This is a genomic window from Rhodanobacter sp. C03 (assembly GCF_002001175.1).
GTDB lineage: Bacteria > Pseudomonadota > Gammaproteobacteria > Xanthomonadales > Rhodanobacteraceae > Rhodanobacter.
Window position 1 is genome coordinate 77,193 of the sequence record NZ_MUNT01000011.1, and the last position, 18,992, is coordinate 96,184.

An 18,992-nucleotide genomic window follows, 5' to 3' on the forward strand; every position below is an offset into this window, starting at 1 on the left:
CAGGCAGCGTCAAGATCGGCATCAGGCACAAGCCAGGCCTTTCGGCGATTTGCGAATGGCCGTCTGGACGTCCATGGACCTTGGTTGAATCCGATTACGCGCACTTGCACGAGTCGCGTGCCAAGCGAGTGGTTGCCATGGTTGCAAGGGGGGCCGGGAGCCGCGTCCGCAGTGGATGACGCAATACATTGCGCCTCCCATGGGTGGCGTTGCCGGATCGCGCGGACCCTGAAACGGCATGGTCGTGGGCCTACGTGGCAAACCATCAATTGATGGGATCGCCGCCAATTTTTCTTCGTAAAACAGTCAGTTGCTGCATGGCTGACGAGTAACACAGTGCGTTCGCAAAAGAATTGCACTGCGTCGCAAATTTGGATTGACCTTCGCAAGAACAGAATGGTAGTTTCGTAAAACTGTGCGGTACAAAGTACTGTCGCAGGAAATAACGGCCCAGCGTATCGCTCGGCGTCAGTGCGTGGAACGGGGAGTTTCACGCGGCACGGTTTCCACGGCCACAGCCATGGAAAGCGAATCATCAATACTTGGGGATCATCGCAATGGTGAATAGTTTGGGGATCAAGGGGTTGCTCGCAGCCTCGATTGCAGTGGCTTTTTCGTTTTCGGCTTTTGCAAGCAATGTTGCGCAGGTGGTATCCGCCAGCCCGACCGTGGCTGCGAAGTTCAATACCAGTGCCCTGCGCACTGAGGGCAGCTATGACCGTTTCATCGTCAGGTATGTCGATGGCAGCACGGAAAAAGCGAGCACGGCAGCCGCCCTGCAGAGCGTCCAGGCCGCCGTCGCCCGCGCAGGCGCCATGCGTACCTCGCTGTCGAGCAGTGCGCCAAGCGTGAGCTATGGACGCAAGCTGGCAACCGGTTCCGATCTGGTAACAACCTCACGCAAGCTGACGCAGGCAGAAGCCGCGGCTTTCATGCAGTCAATCGCTGCCGATCCGGCCGTTGCCCATGTTGCTCCGGACGTGCTTCGCCACGCCATTGGCGACATCAAGGCGCATGCCAACCTGGATCCGACGGCCTTCACGCCCAACGACCCCAACTTCGCGAAGTATCAGACGGACTATCTGCCGGGTGACGGCACGTTGACGACCACGAACAAGGTTGCCAACTATGGCGGTGTCAACGTCAAGGGCGCCTGGGATCTCGCCGATGGCACTGGCGTGATCATTGCGGTCATCGATACCGGTATCGTCAAGCATGCGGACGTGAACACGTCACTGGGTGATGCCGGATATGACTTCATCATCGACAAATTTGTTTCCGGGCGCACCGCCGATGGTCGCGTATCAGGCGGCTGGGATCTCGGCGACTGGACCACGGGCAACACGTACAAGGCAACCAATGGCGGTTGCGTCGATGCCAACAATCCCGCTGAAGCCAGTTCCTGGCACGGCACCCATGTGTCCAGCGCCAGCGGTGCCGAGCTGACCAACAACGCTGTCGGCATGGCGGGCATGGCTTACAACGCCAGGGTGCTTCCGATCCGCGCACTGGGTCATTGCGGTGGTTACGACAGCGACATCAATGATGCCATCGTGTGGGCCGCAGGCGGCCACGTGGATGGCGTGCCGGACAACCAGAACCGCGCGCAGGTGATCAATATGAGCCTGGGTGGAGATGGCACTTGCGCGGCAAGCGACGATGCCGCCCTCGCCATCGCCCAGGCCAATGCGTTGGGTACCACCGTCGTCGTCGCCGCGGGCAACGATGGCGAGTCTGCATCCCTGAGTTCGCCGTCCAGCTGCCCGGGTGTGATCACCGTCGCCTCGACCGGCTACACCAGCAAGCTCTCGTTCTACTCCAACTACAACAGCCCGGGTGAAAGCGTGGTGGCTCTGGGCGCGTTCGGCGGTGGTGTCTACACCAACGATGCGGCGAGTGGGACGCAGCTGAATCCAGAAGGCTTCGCCTGGCAGGCCATCAACACGGGCACAACCACACCAAAGGCCAGCCCGAGTGGCGACACCTATGGCGGTATGGCAGGTACCTCGCAGGCCACGCCGCATGTCACCGCCGCGGTTGCCTTGATGCAGAGCGCTCGCATCAGCGCAAGCCTGCCCCTGCTGAAGCCGGCTGAGGTGCTGAGCATCCTCAAGAGCACGGCCCGCATCCCCAACGTGAATCCGGATCCGTCGATGACCTTCGGTGCCGGCATCCTCGATGCGGGTGCTGCCGTGGCTGCGGCTGCGGCCTACGTCCCGGACAATGGTGGTGGTGATAACGGCGGTGGCGATGGCGGCAATCAGGACACCACCATCCCGCTCACCAATGGCGTCGTGCTGGCCAACCAGTCCGGAGCGACCGGATCCAGCAGCGTCTACAAGCTGGACGTACCGGCAGGTGCACTTGCGCTGACCCTGCGTACGCTCGGTGGCACCGGCAACGTATCCATCTACGTCAAGGCGGGCTCCGCAGCCAGCGCTACCGACTACGACTTCAAGTCGGCCAGCAGTGCCGGCAACACTGAGTCGGTGGCGATCTCGCGTCCGAAAACGGCGACCTACTACATCACCGTGGTGGGCGAGTCCGCTTACAGCGGCGTGAGCGTAGTCGGCAGCTACGTCGCGGCCAAGTAAGCCCTTTCGTCGCAAGCCAATGAGACTCCGCCCGCATGGGCGGAGTCTCACATGCATCGGACAACGAAATGCCGTGGTGACGAAGCTGCCCGCAAAAACACGCGCGCGCCTTCAGATCCGGAAGTAACCGGCGCGCAAGTCTGCTTTACCTGTTTCGAAAAGACCTGCAGATGGCAGGCAAAAATCATGTCATTCGGCGCGCGCTTGCTGCGGCAGGTGCGCGTCGAATTCGAAAAATTCCAGTTGGGGGCAGTGTCTTGAACAAGATCTATAGCAAGGTATGGAACAAGTCGTTGGGTATGCTGGTGGTTGCTTCCGAGCACGCCAAGGCCAGTGGCAAGGGTGGCGCCTCCAAGCGTCTGCGCGCCTCCGCGGCAACGCTGGCCGTGGGCCTGGCGATGGCCGCAAGCTCGGCTCACGCTGCTGCGGGTGTTTCTCCTTGCGAAGCTCTCTATGCGAGTGGCCACCAGCCAACTGCCAATGGAGCGGATGCCTTGTCCTGTGGTCTCGACGCCAAGGCGGATGGCGCGGACACCCTTGCGTTTGGCAGCAATGCCTGGGCGTCCGGTGCGGCCAGCATGGCACTTGGCCTGAACAGTGTTTCTTCCGGCATCAACGCGGTTGCTGCAGGCAATTCTGCAAATGCGAGTGGCTTCTACTCTATCGCCATCGGCGGACAGGCGCAGGCCACTGGTGCGCCACTGGGTGGTTCTGGTCCGGGTTCGCTCGCCATTGGTGGGGGTGACACCACGGCGCATAAAAATGTTGCCGGCAAGGGCAGCATTGCGGTGGGTTTTGGCAGCCAGGCCGATCCGCAAGGTGGTGGTGACAACCAGGGGGGAAGTGCGGTGGGCGTGTATGCCCAGGCCAACAATGGCTCGTACAACACTGCGTCAGGTTACAAGGCTTATGCGAATGCGCCGGGCGTTGGCCCGGACAATGGTGGCTATGCCGTGGCCAATGGCGCGTACTCGAGCGCCAGCGCGGCACAGTCGACTGCGATTGGTAGCGTTGCGAAAGCTGCCGCGACAAGTGCCTCCGCGCTCGGCTTTGCGGCGCAAGCCACGGCGGCCAACAGCGTGGCGCTGGGCGCCGGCTCGCTTGCCAATGTGGCAAACACGGTGTCGGTGGGCAACGCCGGTGCCGAGCGTAAGATCGTGAATGTGGCGGCCGGTACGGCCGACACGGATGCGGTGAACGTCAGCCAGCTCAATGCGCAGGCGGCAACGACAGAGAAGGCATCGCACCTGTTTGACGCCGACGGCGCGACGGACGGCAATGAAGATGCACTGGCGATCGGCACGCACGCGGTGGCAGCCGGCGCAAGCAGCTTCGCGCTCGGCGAAGACAGTGCGTCGTACGGTGCCAGTGCGGATGCGGAAGGCGACTTCAGCACGGCGATCGGCGCGCACAGTTTTGCGCTCAGTGACGGGGCATCTGCGCTGGGCTGGGGCGCAAATGCGGTCGGTGCCAACAGCACGGCGGTGGGTTATGGCAGCGTCGCCAATGCGGACAACAGCGTGGCGCTGGGTGCGAACTCGCAGGCGGATCGCGCGAACAGCGTGTCGGTGGGTACGGTCGGCAACGAGCGTCAGGTCACCAACGTGGCGGCGGGGACACAGTCCACGGATGCCGTGAACAAGGGCCAGCTTGATACGACCAATGCGGCAGTGGCGTTGAACACGACGAACATCGCCAGCAACACGGCGGCGATTGGCACGATCAACAGCACGGCGGTGTTCTACACCGATGCGACACGCAAGGCGGTGGTGCTGGGCAACGGCACGACGGCGGTGAAGGTGGGCAACGTGGCGGCCGGTGACGTCAGCGCCAACAGCAAGGATGCGGTGAACGGCGACCAGCTCAACAACACGAACCAGGCGGTGGCACAGCTGGCTGGCACGACGGTGAAAGCATCCCGCCTGTTTGACGCCGATGGCGCGACCAACGGCGACGAAGATGCACTGGCGATCGGCACGCACTCGGTGGCAGCCGGCGCGAGCAGCTTCGCGATCGGCAATGAGAGTGCGGTATACGGCGCCGGTGCGTCGGCTACCGGCAACAACACTGTGGCGCTGGGCGCGGGCAGCTTCGCGGATGTCGACAATGCGTCGGCGGTCGGTTCGCTGGCCAGTGCGGTCGGCGCGAACAGCACGGCACTGGGTTACAGCAGCACGGCCGGTGCAGACAACAGCGTGGCCCTGGGTGCGAACTCGCAGGCGGATCGCGCGAACAGCGTGTCGGTCGGTACGGTGGGCGGCGAGCGTCAGATCACCAACGTGGCGGCGGGCACCGTGGCCGCAGGCAGCACCGATGCGGTGAACGGCGGTCAGCTGAAGACCACCAATGATGCAGTGGCGTTGAACACGACGAACATCGCCAGCAACACGGCGGCGATCGGCACAATCAACACCACGGCGGTGTTCTATGCCGATGCGACGCGCAAGGCGGTGGTGCTCGGTAACGGGACAACAGCAGTGAAGGTGAGCAACGTGGCGGCCGGTACGGCCGACACGGATGCGGTGAACGTCAGCCAGCTCAATGCGCAGGCGGCAACGACAGAGAAGGCATCGCACCTGTTTGACGCCGACGGCGCGACGGACGGCAATGAAGATGCACTGGCGATCGGCACGCACGCGGTGGCAGCCGGCGCAAGCAGCTTCGCGCTCGGCGAAGACAGTGCGTCGTACGGTGCCAGTGCGGATGCGGAAGGCGACTTCAGCACGGCGATCGGCGCGCACAGTTTTGCGCTCAGTGACGGGGCATCTGCGCTGGGCTGGGGCGCAAATGCGGTCGGTGCCAACAGCACGGCGGTGGGTTACGGCAGCGTCGCCAATGCGGACAACAGCGTGGCGCTGGGTGCGAACTCGCAGGCGGATCGCGCGAACAGCGTGTCGGTGGGTACGGTCGGCAACGAGCGTCAGGTCACCAACGTGGCGGCGGGGACACAGTCCACGGATGCCGTGAACAAAGGCCAGCTTGATACGACCAATGCGGCAGTGGCGTTGAACACGACGAACATCGCCAGCAACACGGCGGCGATTGGCACGATCAACAGCACGGCGGTGTTCTACACCGATGCGACACGCAAGGCGGTGGTGCTGGGCAACGGCACGACGGCGGTGAAGGTGGGCAACGTGGCGGCCGGTACGGCCGACACGGATGCGGTGAACGTGGCGCAGCTGAACGATTCGATGACGGGCGCGACGCGCTTCTTCCAGGCGGACGGTGCGACCGATGGCAGCGAAGACTCGTTTGCCTACGGTGATCACTCGACTGCATCGGGCGCCAGCAGCTTCGCCGGAGGCACGGAGAGTGCGGCGTACGGCTTTGGCTCGGGCGCGATGGGCGACAACAGTGTGGCGTTGGGTGCCGGCAGTTTCGCATTCATGACGGGGGCGTCTGCGGTCGGTTCGCTGGCTAGTGCGATGGGTGAATTCAGCACGGCTACCGGTTACGGCAGCACGGCCAGTGGTGACAACAGCGTGGCCACAGGCAATAACGCGCAGGCCAGTGGCGTTGGTAGCGTGGCGACCGGCAGCGACAGTGTTGCCAGCGATGAAGGTGCATCTGCATACGGCAGTGGTGCTCAGGCCACCGGCGCGAACACTGTCGCGATTGGCGAGACGGCGAAGGCCAGCGCCGAGTATGCAACGGCAGTAGGTGCGGAGAGCGAGGCTTCCGGCGAGCAGAGTGCCGCCTTCGGCGCCGGCAGCGTAGCCAGCGGCGACGGCAGTGTCGCGTCCGGCGTGTTGAGCGAAGCCAGTGGCGTGGAATCGACGGCAATGGGCTACTACAGCCTGGCGTCGGGTCTGGTATCGACTGCACTTGGTGCGGAGAGCATTTCCAGTGGTTTGACCTCGGTGGCAGTGGGCTTCAACGCGGTTGCATCAAGCGACTACGCGACGGCGGTGGGCGGCTTGTCAACGGCCTCGGGTCACAATGGAACGGCGCTGGGCAACTCCGCGCAGGCCATCGCCAATGATGCGGTGGCGTTGGGTGCGGACTCGGTGGCTGATCGTGCCAACACGGTGTCGGTGGGTAGTGCCGGAAAGGAACGTCAGATCACCAACGTCGCGAACGGTACAGCCGACACGGATGCGGTGAACGTGGCGCAGCTGAACGCGCAGACGGCGTCGACGGCAAAGGCCTCGCACCTGTTTGATGCGGACGGCGCGACCGACGGCAGCGAAGATGCGCTGGCGATCGGTGAGCACACGGTGGCCGGTGGTGCGAACAGCTTCGCGATCGGCGATGAGAGCGCGTCGTACGGTTACGGTGCGTCGGCCAATGGCAACAACACGGTGGCGCTGGGCGCCGGCAGCTTCGCGTTTACCGACAACGCCTCGGCAGTGGGCTCGCTGTCCAGTGCGATGGGCGCGAACAGCACGGCGGTGGGTTACGGCAGCGTCGCCAACGCGGACAACAGCGTGGCGCTGGGTGCGAACGCGCAGGCGGATCGTGCGAACAGCGTGTCGGTGGGTACGGTCGGCGGCGAGCGCCAGGTGACCAACGTGGCGGCCGGCACGGTCGCGGCGGGCAGCACCGATGCAGTGAACGGCGGTCAGCTGAAGACCACCAATGATGCAGTGGCGTCGAACACAACGGCGATTGCCGCGAACACGACGGCGATTGCCGGCAACACGGCAGCGATCGGCACGATCAACAGCACCGCGGTGTTCTACACCGATGCGACGCGCAAGGCGGTGGTGCTGGGTAATGGCACGACGGCGGTGACGGTGAGCAATGTGGGAGCCGGCACGGCCGACACGGATGCGGTGAACGTGGCGCAGCTGAACGCGCAGACGGCGTCGACGGCAAAGGCCTCGCACCTGTTTGATGCGGACGGCGCGACCGACGGCAGCGAAGATGCGCTGGCGATCGGTGAGCACACGGTGGCCGGTGGTGCGAACAGCTTCGCGATCGGCGATGAGAGTGCGTCGTACGGTTACGGTGCGTCGGCCAATGGCAACAACACGGTGGCGCTGGGCGCCGGCAGCTTCGCGTTTACCGACAACGCCTCGGCAGTGGGCTCGCTGTCCAGTGCGATGGGCGCGAACAGCACGGCGGTGGGTTACGGCAGCGTCGCCAACGCGGATAACAGCGTGGCGCTGGGTGCGAACGCGCAGGCGGATCGTGCGAACAGCGTGTCGGTGGGTACGGTCGGTGGCGAGCGCCAGGTGACCAACGTGGCGGCCGGCACGGTCGCGGCGGGCAGCACCGATGCAGTGAACGGCGGTCAGCTGAAGACCACCAATGATGCAGTGGCGTCGAACACAACGGCGATTGCCGCGAACACGACGGCGATTGCCGGCAACACGGCAGCGATCGGCACGATCAACAGCACCGCGGTGTTCTACACCGATGCGACGCGCAAGGCAGTCGTGCTGGGCGATGGTACGACACCGGTGACGGTTGGCAATGTGGCGAACGGTACCGCCGGCACCGATGCGGTGAACGTGGATCAGCTCAATGCGGTGGCCGAAAACATCGCCGCGAAGGGGAATCCGCTGTTTGCTGCTGACGGTTCAATGGACGGCAGTGAAGATGCACTGGCGCTTGGCACGCACTCGGTGGCTGGTGGCGCGAACAGCTTCGCGGTGGGTGTTGAAAGCGCGTCGTATGGTTACAACAGCTACGCCGCCAGCGATTACGCCACGGCCGTGGGCTCCGGCGCTGGGGCCTTTGGTGTGGGCTCGTCAGCATTTGGCAGCGGCGCAGTGACCTATGCCGACTTCGCGACTGCCGTCGGCTACGGCGCGGTTGCTACCGGAACCAATAGCGCCGTTTTTGGTGTCTATGCCCAGGCCACCGGTCCGGCCAGCGTGGCGGTGGGTGGTACGGCGGTCGATGAAGACGGTAACCCGTTGGTGCAGGACATGGACGGCAATCCGATCACCATCGGTGCAACCAGTGCAGGGGTCGCCGGCACGGCAGTGGGCGCCAGTTCGCAAGCCAGTGGATTTGCCGCTTCGGCGTTCGGCGTGGGTGCCTATGCCAGCGGTGAGCAGTCGCTCGCATTAGGTGCCGTGGCCAATGCCACCGGCGACTTCGCCACTGCCGTCGGCACGCAGAGCGTGGCGACCGGCAATGGCAGCGTTGCACTCGGCGGCATGGCAGACCTGCTGCCTGGCGAAGGGTTCTATGTGCAGACGATGGCCACTGGAGAAAATGCCACGGCACTTGGTGCCGGTGCACAGGCAACGGATGACTATGCCACTGCCGTCGGTGCCATCACTGAGGCTGGCTTCGGTGCCACAGCGATAGGCTACTTTGCCTACGCGCCAGGTGAGAATGCCACCGCGCTCGGTATCAACAGCTGGGCTGCGGGTGCCAGCAGCGTGGCCATCGGCGACACCAGCACCGCCTTGGCTGCCAATAGCGTTGCTCTGGGTGCGAACTCCTGGGCGAATCGTGACAACACCGTCTCGGTGGGCAATACCGGCACCGAACGCCAGATCACCAATGTGGCGGCTGGTACGGAGGAAACTGATGCGGTGAACAAGAGTCAGCTGGATGCGGCCGTGGCCGGCGTCTCCAGCGGACTTGGCGATCTCGCCGACAGCGTCGTGAAATACGATGACGGCAACGATGATCAGGTGACCCTGGCTGGCAGCAACGGTACGCGCATCAGCAATCTGCAGGCCAGTAACGTGTTGAGCGATGCGGCTACCGTGGGGCAGATCGCGGACCTGCTCGGCACCCTCGGCGGCGGTGCGATGCTGCAGGCGGGTGGCAGCATCGGCATGCCCAGCTATGCGATCCAGGGTGGCAGCTACAGCAACGTCGGTGATGCATTGAGTGCGCTGGATGGTGTACTCAGTGGGGCGCTGACCAGCATCGCCGGCCTGCAGCAGACCGTCCCCGGTAGCGCCAACGGCCCTCGCGTGGCGGTTGACGGTGCCAGCGACGGCAGCGATCTGGCCACGGTGGCATCCGGCTCGAGCGGCGTGGCGATCGGTGCCAATGCGGGGGTTGGCGGCGATCACGGCACGGCGGTCGGTGGCGACAGCTACGCGGCCGGCCCGAACGACACCGCGATCGGCGGCAACGCCAAGGTGAATGCAGACGGCAGTACGGCAGTCGGCGCCAATACCACCATTGCTGCGGCAGCAACCAATGCGGTGGCGGTGGGCGAGAGCGCGTCGGTGACGGCGGCTTCCGGCACGGCGATCGGTCAGGGCAGTTCGGTGACGGCAGTCGGTGCGGTAGCGCTGGGTCAGGGTTCGGTAGCCGATCGTGCCAACACGGTGTCGGTGGGTACGGTAAGCAATCAGCGCCAGATCACCAACGTCGCCGCCGGCACTCAGGCGACCGACGCCGCGAATCTCGGCCAGGTACAGGATCAGGTGCAGCAGGCGCTGGTCACCGCCAAGACCTATGCCGATGCCGGCGACCAGCAGACCCTGAGCCAGTCCAAGGCCTATACCGATCAGAAGTTCGGCAGCTTTGCCACCACCAGCGACGTCAACTCGCTGCGCGACCAGGTCAACGAGCAATTCCATGCGGTGGACAAGCGCATGAACCAGGTCGGTGCGATGGGTGCGGCGATGTCGCAGATGTCGTTCAGCACGCAGGGCATCAACACGGCCAACCGGGTTGGCGTGGGCCTGGGTGGTTACCACGGCGAAGCGGCGTTGTCGGTGGGCTATTCGCGACAGTTGTCGCCGAAGGCGAACGTGACCTTCGGTGCCGCCGTCAGCGGCAACGAGGCCTCCGGCGGTGTGGGCGTGGGCTTCGGCTGGTAAGCCGACGGCAGCCCGGCTTGCCGGGCCGCTGGATTTGACCGAAACCGGCGCCCTAGCGGCGCCGGTTTTTTGCGCTGAATGGCTCAATATGTCACGTGTTGGTCAGATCGCTTTCATGTTGCCCCGACCATGCTCGCCTCTCGCTGGCTGGATGTGATACCAATGGCGGTTACCACGTGGGCGCCGGGGGCGTTGACGGGGCAATCGCATGAACTTGAGTGGGGTGGATGGATGTCGGCAACCATTGAGCCGGTGACCAGCGAGGCGGGCAAGATGCTGGACGGTCGCGAAGCGGAAGTCTGCGCATGGCTGGTTGCGCGAGGTCGCCTGAAAGACAGCGATCTGGGCCGCGCGCGCCGGTTGCACGAGGAATCGTCCGAGGGCACGTTGACTACCCTGATGGCCACGCTTGGACTGGTGTCCGAGCGCGATCTGGCCGAAGCGTGGGCGGAGTTGCTGCAGGTGCCACTGCTGTCTGCGCGCGATGCGCCGGAACTGCCGCCAGCCGATCTGGACCTATCACTGCGCTTTCTGAAGCAGCAGCACGTGGTACCGGTGCAGGACGACAAGGACGGATTGGCGCTGATCGTGGCCGATCCGGCCGATCCGTATCCGCTGCAGGCGGTCGAACTGGCGGCGGGCCGATCGGTCGCGTTGCGGGTGGGCCTGCGCTCGGAAATCGATGGCCTGATCGAACGTTATTACGGTAGCGGTCGTTCGGCGATGGGCACCATCGTGGAGAACCTCGATGGCAGCGCGGCCGAAGAGGACGATGTCGAGCATCTGCGCGATCTTGCCTCCGAAGCACCCGTCATCCGGTTGGTGAACCTGATCCTGCAGCGCGCAGTCGAACAGCGCGCGTCGGATGTGCATATCGAGCCGTTCGAGAATCACCTGAAGGTGCGTTACCGCATCGACGGCGTGCTGCATGAAGTGGAGGCGCCACCGTCCTCATCCACCGCGGCAGTGATTTCGCGCGTGAAGATCATGGCGCGACTGAACATCGCCGAGCGACGGTTGCCGCAGGATGGGCGCATCCAGTTGCGCGTGCAGGGCAAGGAACTCGACCTGCGCGTGTCGACGGTGCCGACCAGCTTCGGCGAATCGGTGGTGATGCGCATCCTCGATCGCGAATCGATCGTGTTCGATTTCGCCTCGCTCGGCTTCACCGACCATTTCCAGCAGCGCTTCGTCGACGTGCTGGATCGCCCACACGGCATCCTGCTGGTGACCGGGCCGACCGGTTCGGGCAAGACCACCACGCTGTACACCGCGCTGTCGCAGATCAACAAGCCAGACGTGAAGATCATCACGGTCGAGGATCCGGTCGAATACCAGATCGAAGGCATCAACCAGATCCAGGTGAAGCCGCAGATCGGGCTGGATTTCGCCGGTGCGCTGCGCTCGATCGTGCGCCAGGATCCGGACGTGATCATGATCGGCGAAATGCGCGATCTGGAAACCTGCCGCATCGCGATCCAGTCCGCGCTCACCGGTCACCTGGTGCTGTCGACGCTGCATACCAACAGCGCGGCCGGCGGCATCACCCGATTGCTGGATATGGGTGTCGAGGATTATCTGCTCGGCTCCACTGTCAACGGCATCCTGGCGCAGCGTCTGGTACGCCGGCTCGATCCGGAAACCGCGACCTCGTATGAGGCGTTGCCGGAAGTGATAGCGCAGTTCGAACTGGAGAAATACACCGACGAGCGACCGATCCGGCTGTGGAAGCCGGGCAGCAGCGCGGCCAATCCGAGCGGCTACCGCGGCCGTCGCGCAATCATGGAATTTCTGGTGATGAGCGATCCGCTGCGCAGGCTGGTGATGCAGCGTGCCGACGCCGGCGAGATCGAGCGCCTGGCACGCGCCGAGGGCATGCGCACGATGTACGAGGATGGCATCGCCAAGGCCGTGGCCGGCATCACCACGCTGGAAGAGGTCCTGCGCGTGTCGCAGGAAAACTGAGATGGCGCAGTTCCGTTACAAGGCGATCAGCGATGCCGGCGAGACGCTGCAAGGTCAGATGGAAGCGGCCAGCGTCGAGGAAGTGATCGGCCGCCTGCAGGATCAGGGCCATGTCCCGCTGGAAGCGCAGCCAGCCGATGGCACGGGCGGCGGCAGTGGCCTGGCGGCGCTGTTCAAGCGCGGTCCGTTCACTGGCGACCAGCTGGCGCAGTTCACCCATCAGTTGGCGACCCTGCTCGGTGCCGGTCAGCCACTGGATCGCGCGCTCAGCATCCTGCTCGATCTGCCCGAGAGCGAGCACGCGAAGAAGCTGGTCGAACGCGTGCGCGATCGGGTGCGCGGTGGCAACACGTTGTCTTCGGCGCTGGACGAGGAACATGGTGTATTTCCCAAGCTGTACGTCAGCCTGGTGCGCGCCGGCGAAGCGGGCGGCTCGCTTGAGGAGACGCTGCGCCGGCTCGCCGATTATCTGGAGCGTTCGCAGGCGCTGCGCGGCAGTATCGTCAATGCGCTGATCTATCCAGCCTTCCTGATGGTCGGCGTACTCGGCTCGCTGGTGCTGCTGCTGGCCTATGTGGTGCCGCAGTTCGTGCCGATCTTTGCCGACATGCAGGTGCCGATCCCGTGGATTACCGAGGCGGTGCTGGCGATCGGCAACACGCTGCAGGCCTGGTGGTGGCTGATCCTGCTGCTGCTTGGCGGTGGTCTGTTCGTCTGGCGGGCGCGCTTGCGCGATCCGCAGGCGCGGCTGGCCTGGCATACGAAGCTGTTGGGCATCCGACTGGTCGGGCCGTTGCTGCTGAAGGTGGAGACCGCCCGCATCGCGCGCACGCTCGGCACCTTGCTGAAGAACGGCGTGCCGCTGCTGTCGTCGCTGACCATCGCGCGTCAGGTCACTTCCAACCGCGCGCTGGACAAGGCGTTGAGCGAGGCACACGAGCAGGTCAAGGGTGGCAACGGTCTGAGCCTCGCGCTGGGCCAGTCGAAACTGTTCCCGCGACTGGCGATGCAGATGGTGCAGGTGGGCGAGGAAGCCGGCCAGCTCGACACCATGCTGCTGAAAGTCGCCGATACATTTGAACTTGAGTCCAAACGTGCGATCGATCGTTTACTGGCTGCGCTGGTACCGGCGTTGACGATCGTGATGACGGTGATGGTGGCCTTCATCATGGCGGCGATCCTGTTGCCGCTGCTCAGCCTGACCAGCAACATCCAATAGACACGCAACCCTTCGCAAACCCGAGGTGATCTCCATGCAGTACAGGCAACCACGACGACTCGGCTCGAACGCCGGTTTCACCCTGCTCGAAATGCTCGCGGTGATCGTGCTGATCGGCATCATCGGCACCATTGTGGTTCGCTCGGTCAGCGGCAGCGTCGACAAGGGCAAGTACGGTGCCGGCAAGGCGCAGCTGAACACGCTGGGCCAGGACATCGATGGTTACGCGCTGGACAACGGCAGTCCGCCGCAGCAGTTGGAGGATCTGGTGGTCAAGCCGGCCAATGCACCCAACTGGCACGGCCCGTATGCGAAGGAGTCCTTGCTGAAGGATCCGTGGGGACATGAGTTTGGTTACAAATATCCCGGCGATCACGGCAATTTCGACCTGATCTTCTACGGTCAGGACGGCAAGCCGGGCGGTGACGGCTACAACGCTGACGTGGGTAACTGGCAGTAGCCATGATCGCTTCACGCGCCCGCGGCTTCACCCTGTTCGAAATGCTGGCGGTGATCCTGTTGATCGGCATCGCTGCTGCCGCCGCATCGATCTCGGTGACGCAGGGTCTGGCCAGTGCGCGCGTGCGTGCCGCGAGCAGCGAGCTGGCCGCCGCATTGCGGGCCACCCGCACGCAGGCCATCGTGCGCGGTGAAGAACAGAACTTCGACGTGGATACCCGTGCGGACAGCTATCGCAATGTGAAGCAGCAGGACGTGCGCCTGCCGAAGGGTCTGCGCGTGAGCATCACCAGCGCGAAAGAGGATCAGCCGAACGATCACACCGGGCGCATCCGTTTTTTCCCGGACGGCAGTTCCACTGGCGGGCGCATCACCTTGCAGAGCGGCAAGCGCCAGTGGCATGTCAATGTGTCCTGGCTGACCGGCGAAGTGCGCGTGGTCGACACGGTGGCCGCGCGATGATCCGCTCGCGCCCGCTATCGCAAAGGGGCTTCAGCCTGCTCGAGGTGATCGCCGCGATCATGTTGCTGGCGATCGCGTTCACCGCGCTGATGAAGGTGACCGGCGCCTCGATCAGCCTCAGCCAGAACGCGGCCGAGCACAGCGAGGCGGCGATGTGGGCGCGCAGCCTGCTCGACAGTGCGTTCGTGGGGCAAGCGGTCAAGCCGGGCACTAGCTCGGGCCGGTTCAATCAGCAGTTCCGCTGGCAACTCAACGTCACGTCGTGGAATCAGGCCGGTGTCGCGGAACCCGCTGCACCGCTGCATCTGTACCAGCTGGATCTGGATGTGCAGTGGGGACCGTCAGTGCACCCACGTTCGGCACATTTCCGCACGTTGCGACTGGGCGGCCCCGAAGTCGACGCTGCTGGCATCGGCAACGCGCAGGCCTCCCCATGAAGCGCGCTGGCGGGTTCACCCTGCTCGAAGTGCTCGCAGCGCTGGTGTTGCTGGCGCTGCTGCTGGTCGGTGTGTATTCGGGCATTCGCACTGCCACCCGCAGCGTGCGAACGGGGACCTCGGCGATCGAGCGGATCGACCAGATCCGTTCCGCCGAAGGGTTCCTGCGCCGCGAGCTGGCGCAGAGCCTGATCCAGCCGATCAGCCACAACGACCATGGTGATGCGATTTATTTCGAGGGTAGTGCGCGTGAGATGCGTTATGTCGCGCCGCTGCCTGGCTATCTCGGCAAGCTCGGTCCGCAACTGCAGCAACTGCGGCTGGTCGATGACGGCAACGGCAGCCAGCGGCTGGAACTGCGTCTGGCGGTACTGCCGCCGGACGGTCAGCCGCCCAGGCCGCTGGGCGACCCGCAAGTGCTGTTCGATCACATCAAGGACGGCAGCTTCAGTTATCGCGGTGTCGATGGCGATGGCGCCGCCGTGCCGTGGTCCGGCGCGTGGGCCGATGGTCGGGTGCTGCCACAGCTGGTGCGCATCGAACTGCGACCGTTGGGCAACCAGGCCTGGCCGCAACTGGATGTGCCATTGCGCGCCAATCCACTGAACAGCAATGGGCAAACCAGTCTGCCTCGGGCCGGCCTGCGTGGTGGAGGTCTGCCATGAGAAGGCCACTATCCCGGCGTACCGGGCAGCGTGGCGTGGCCCTGTTGCTGGTGTTGTGGGCATGCACCCTGCTGGCGATCCTGCTGGGCGGCTACGCCGCCCTGGCGCGCACCGAGGGCTTGCAGGCGCGCTATGAGTTTACCCAGGCCCAGGCGCATTACGACGCCGAAGCGGGCCTGATGCGCGCGGTTTACGGACTGCAGAATCCTGTACTCAAACAGCGCTGGATTGGTGATGGACGTACTTATTCGTTCCGCTACGACAACGCCACCGTTGCGGTGTCGGCGATCGACGAAGGCGGCAAGGTGGATATCAATAGCGCTACACCAGACGTGCTGCAAGCCCTGTTCCAGGCCGCCGGGATGGAGCCGGTGCATGCGAAGGCGGCGGCTGGCAACGTGATGGACTGGCGTAACCCGCCTGGCATCGACAGCGTGGCGCAAACCCAGCGTGCCGCCTATACGGCCGCCGGGCGTGACTACGGCCCGCGGCATGGGCCGTTCGCCAGTATCGAGGAACTGCAGATGGTGCTTGGCATGACGCCTGCGGTCTATCGTACGGTGGCGCCGGTGGTCACGATCTGGTCAGGCAACACCAGTCCGGATCCGAACACCGCGCCGCCGTTGGCGCTGGCAGCGATTCCGGGAATGACCCCGGAGCAGCTGAGTGTGATCCAGGCTGCACGCGCGCGGAGTGCAAACGATCCTAGTCTGGTTCTCAACAACGGAACCACGCATAGTATCCGGTCGGAGGCCACGCTGGCCGACGGCACGCGCGCAGAATTGCGCGCCACGATTCGTATGCAGACGGGGCGGGGCAGCACGCAACCGTATATGGTGCTGCGCTGGCAGGAGGGAAATGCGGAATGAGTAATACGGCAATGCAGTCGTTGCGGCCGCTGGTGGATCGTTTGCGTCGTGGCTGGCGTGCTTCGCCGTTGCCGGTCTTCCTCGGTTGGTGGGCAGGTGAGTTGCGCACGTTGCTGCCGCCGCGCTGGCACGGCTGGTTTGGCGGCGGTGCAGACTGGCACGTGCTCCAGTACGCAGACATGCAATGGACGCTGCGCCGCGCCGGCCACGACGAGGTGCTGGTCCGCTGGGATGATCACGCCGAGACGTCTGCCATCGATGCAGGTATCGGGCAGGTTGCGTTGAACGCGGCACTGCAGAAAGTGGATCGGGAGGACTTGCGGCTGGCGCTGCTGTTGCCGTCAGCCGTCGTGCTGCGGCGAACGTTGGCGCTGCCAACCGCCGCGCGCGACAACCTGCAGCAGGTGATGGCGTTCGAGATGGATCGGCAGACCCCGTTCAACGTGACCCAGGTGTATTACGCGGTACGCGAGCTGAGCGTGCCGGCCACCGCAGGGCGCTTCAATGCGGAGTTGCTGGCGGTCACGCGTGGCACGCTGGACCCCTTGCTGGCGCGGCTGCGCTCGCTCGGTGTTTCGATCGACACGGTGGATCTGGCGGTCGGCAACGATCGGCTCGGGGTCAACCTGCTGCCACCGGAACAGACCCCGCGACAGGTGCGGCCGCGACGACGCCTGAATCTGGCGCTGGTGGCGGCGTGCGTGATCTTGCTGGTGCTGCTGCTGGGCCAGTGGCTGCACAATCGGCAGACCGTATTGACGCAGATGCGGAGCGAGGTCGAGGACATGCGCGGCGAGGCACAACAGGTTGCGTCGTTGCGTCAGCAGTTGCAGGACAATGTGGGCGCCGCCGGTTTCCTGGTCCAGCGCAAGAAGAACACTGTGACCATGCTCAGTCTGTTGCAGGACGCCAGCACGCGATTGCCGGACAGTGCGTGGCTGGAGCGTTTCAACGTCGACAACACGGGCCAGATCGGCATGCAGGGGCAAAGCCCGCAGGCGGCGAAACTGCTCGATGTGCTGAAAGACTCCACGTTGATCACTCAGGCCAGTTTCCAGGGCAGCATCCAACCCGATCCCACCAGCGGCAAGGAGCGTTTCTACCTGACCGCGCAATTGCATCAGCCGAATGTGGCTCCGGCAAAGCCCGCGGTCGCGGCGTCGACCGGCAACGGGGGTGCGCCATGAAGATGGTGACACTCAATCCGCGCGAGAGCCGTATTGCGGCAGTCCTGCTGCTGTTGCTGGCGCTGCTGCTGGCTTACTTCGTGCTGCTACATTGGTGGTTCGTGGCGCCATTGCGGCAGATTCATGGCGAGATGGCTGACCTGCGCGACACGCACAGCCGCTACGCGGCGGCGATTGCCGAAAAGCCGGCGTTGCAGCAACGCCTTGCTGCGCTCGGCGCCGACCAGGCCGCCAGCCGTGCGTTTCTCGCCGACGATGATCCGAACACCGCTGCCGCGGATCTGATGCAGCGCGTGGTCGACGTGGTGGGCAACAGCACCCACCCCGGCAGTTGTCAGGTGAGCCAGAAGATGCCGTTGCCCAATCCGCCGGTCACACCGGGTGAGCCTTACCGCAAGGCCGCCGTGAGCATCAACCTGAGCTGTGACATGGAATCGCTGGCGAATGTCCTGCACGCACTGGAGCAGGGCACGCCATACGTATTCATCGACGATCTCAGCATCTACCGCAATCCGGTGGCGGCGCAGCAGAATCACGCGGCGCCGCTGGAAGTACAGTTCACGCTGTCCGGCTACCTGCGCCCGTCGCACGCGAGTCCTGCCGCAGCTCCGGTGACTGCGCCGGCTGGCCTGCAGCAACCCGGTGAGGGAGCCACGCCATGAATGCTGCTCATCAGCGCAAGCTGACGTCGGTGCTTGGGGTGAGCGCGGTTGTGCTTGGCACCCTGTGGCTGTTGTTGCTGGGTGGTGTCGGGCGCAAAGTGCATTGGGGTGCACCGCGAGCGCTGCCGCCGTTGTCAGCGGTCGGCAATGCCGCGAGTTTGCCGCTGCCGTTGCCGCTGGAACAGTTTGCGGTGATCTGGCAGAAGCCGCTGTTCAGCCCCGATCGCAAGCCGGTACCACAGGTGGCCAACGCGGGCACCAGCATTGGTGATCTCGAGCTGACCGGCATCATCCTCACGCCGGGTCTGCGCATGGCCTTGCTGCGCGACAAGAATGCCGAGCACCATGAGGTGCGCCTGCGCGAGGGTGAGTCGCTGCCGGATGGCAGCGTAACCCTGGTCGAGGTGCGGCCACGCTCGGCGCTGTTCGACACATCCACTGGCCGCGCCGAATTGAAGCTACCCGCCGGGGCGCCCTTCGATGGCCAGAAAACCGATCCAGCGGTAGATACCCCCAATCAGGATGTTCCCGCGAATGCGATGATCAGAATAGAGCCGCAGGACGCCGGAAGGCAGCAAAACGGCCCCAGGAATGGTCCTGATTCAAAGCGGCCGCCGGGGCCCGGGCCGGAGAACGGCCAGCCGTCGTTGCTCGAGCGACTAAGAGAAAATATCCAGAAACGTCGTGCCGCCAACGCCGCCGCGGCCAACGAAGGAGTACGTTGA

The 18,992-nt window shown here is 64.5% G+C and carries 13 protein-coding genes; all 13 read left to right on the forward strand.

Translation table 11 applies throughout. The features are described from left to right. Positions 1-647: 647 nt before the first annotated feature. The 13 genes from B0E48_RS15050 (at position 648) to B0E48_RS15160 (ending at position 18,992) form a co-directional block, all read left to right on the forward strand. Positions 648-2,594 carry a S8 family serine peptidase gene (locus tag B0E48_RS15050; RefSeq protein WP_254423987.1) on the forward strand — a complete coding sequence of 649 codons (1,947 nt, stop codon included), beginning with the start codon at positions 648-650 and terminating at the stop codon, positions 2,592-2,594. Positions 2,595-2,645: 51 nt separating this feature from the next. Further along, a complete protein-coding gene (locus B0E48_RS17915; protein ID WP_168170375.1) occupies positions 2,646-2,855 on the forward strand; it encodes a hypothetical protein in 210 nt (69 codons plus the stop codon). Beyond that, the gene (locus tag B0E48_RS17920) at positions 2,852-10,342 is read left to right on the forward strand and encodes an ESPR-type extended signal peptide-containing protein (protein WP_168170376.1); all 7,491 of its coding nucleotides are present in this window, start codon (positions 2,852-2,854) and stop codon (positions 10,340-10,342) included. The genes B0E48_RS17915 and B0E48_RS17920 overlap by 4 nt, the downstream gene beginning before the upstream one ends. Positions 10,343-10,573: 231 nt before the next feature. Further along, the gene (gspE, locus tag B0E48_RS15115) at positions 10,574-12,307 is read left to right on the forward strand and encodes a type II secretion system ATPase GspE (protein WP_077518981.1); all 1,734 of its coding nucleotides are present in this window, start codon (positions 10,574-10,576) and stop codon (positions 12,305-12,307) included. A gap of 1 nt (position 12,308) precedes the next feature. Then, positions 12,309-13,526 (forward strand): type II secretion system inner membrane protein GspF, encoded by a 1,218-nt coding sequence (gspF, locus tag B0E48_RS15120; protein WP_077518982.1) that lies wholly within the window; start codon positions 12,309-12,311, stop codon positions 13,524-13,526. A 34-nt stretch (positions 13,527-13,560) separates the two neighbouring features. Continuing rightward, positions 13,561-13,986 (forward strand): type II secretion system major pseudopilin GspG, encoded by a 426-nt coding sequence (gspG, locus tag B0E48_RS15125; RefSeq protein WP_077519175.1) that lies wholly within the window; start codon positions 13,561-13,563, stop codon positions 13,984-13,986. A gap of 2 nt (positions 13,987-13,988) precedes the next feature. Next, positions 13,989-14,447 (forward strand): GspH/FimT family pseudopilin, encoded by a 459-nt coding sequence (locus B0E48_RS15130; protein ID WP_077518983.1) that lies wholly within the window; start codon positions 13,989-13,991, stop codon positions 14,445-14,447. Continuing rightward, positions 14,444-14,884 (forward strand): prepilin-type N-terminal cleavage/methylation domain-containing protein, encoded by a 441-nt coding sequence (locus B0E48_RS15135; protein WP_077518984.1) that lies wholly within the window; start codon positions 14,444-14,446, stop codon positions 14,882-14,884. Before B0E48_RS15130 ends, B0E48_RS15135 begins: the two co-directional genes overlap by 4 nt. Continuing rightward, a complete protein-coding gene (locus tag B0E48_RS15140) occupies positions 14,881-15,549 on the forward strand; it encodes a prepilin-type N-terminal cleavage/methylation domain-containing protein (RefSeq protein WP_077518985.1) in 669 nt (222 codons plus the stop codon). The genes B0E48_RS15135 and B0E48_RS15140 overlap by 4 nt, the downstream gene beginning before the upstream one ends. Next, positions 15,546-16,418, forward strand: a complete 873-nt coding sequence (locus B0E48_RS15145) for a type II secretion system protein GspK (protein WP_077518986.1) — start codon at positions 15,546-15,548, stop codon at positions 16,416-16,418. The genes B0E48_RS15140 and B0E48_RS15145 overlap by 4 nt, the downstream gene beginning before the upstream one ends. Beyond that, the gene (locus B0E48_RS15150; protein ID WP_077518987.1) at positions 16,415-17,605 is read left to right on the forward strand and encodes a type II secretion system protein GspL; all 1,191 of its coding nucleotides are present in this window, start codon (positions 16,415-16,417) and stop codon (positions 17,603-17,605) included. Before B0E48_RS15145 ends, B0E48_RS15150 begins: the two co-directional genes overlap by 4 nt. Next, complete coding sequence (gene gspM, locus B0E48_RS15155) at positions 17,602-18,267, forward strand: type II secretion system protein GspM (protein WP_077518988.1); 666 nt, start codon at positions 17,602-17,604, stop codon at positions 18,265-18,267. The genes B0E48_RS15150 and gspM overlap by 4 nt, the downstream gene beginning before the upstream one ends. Continuing rightward, a complete protein-coding gene (locus tag B0E48_RS15160; protein WP_077518989.1) occupies positions 18,264-18,992 on the forward strand; it encodes a general secretion pathway protein GspN in 729 nt (242 codons plus the stop codon). The genes gspM and B0E48_RS15160 overlap by 4 nt, the downstream gene beginning before the upstream one ends.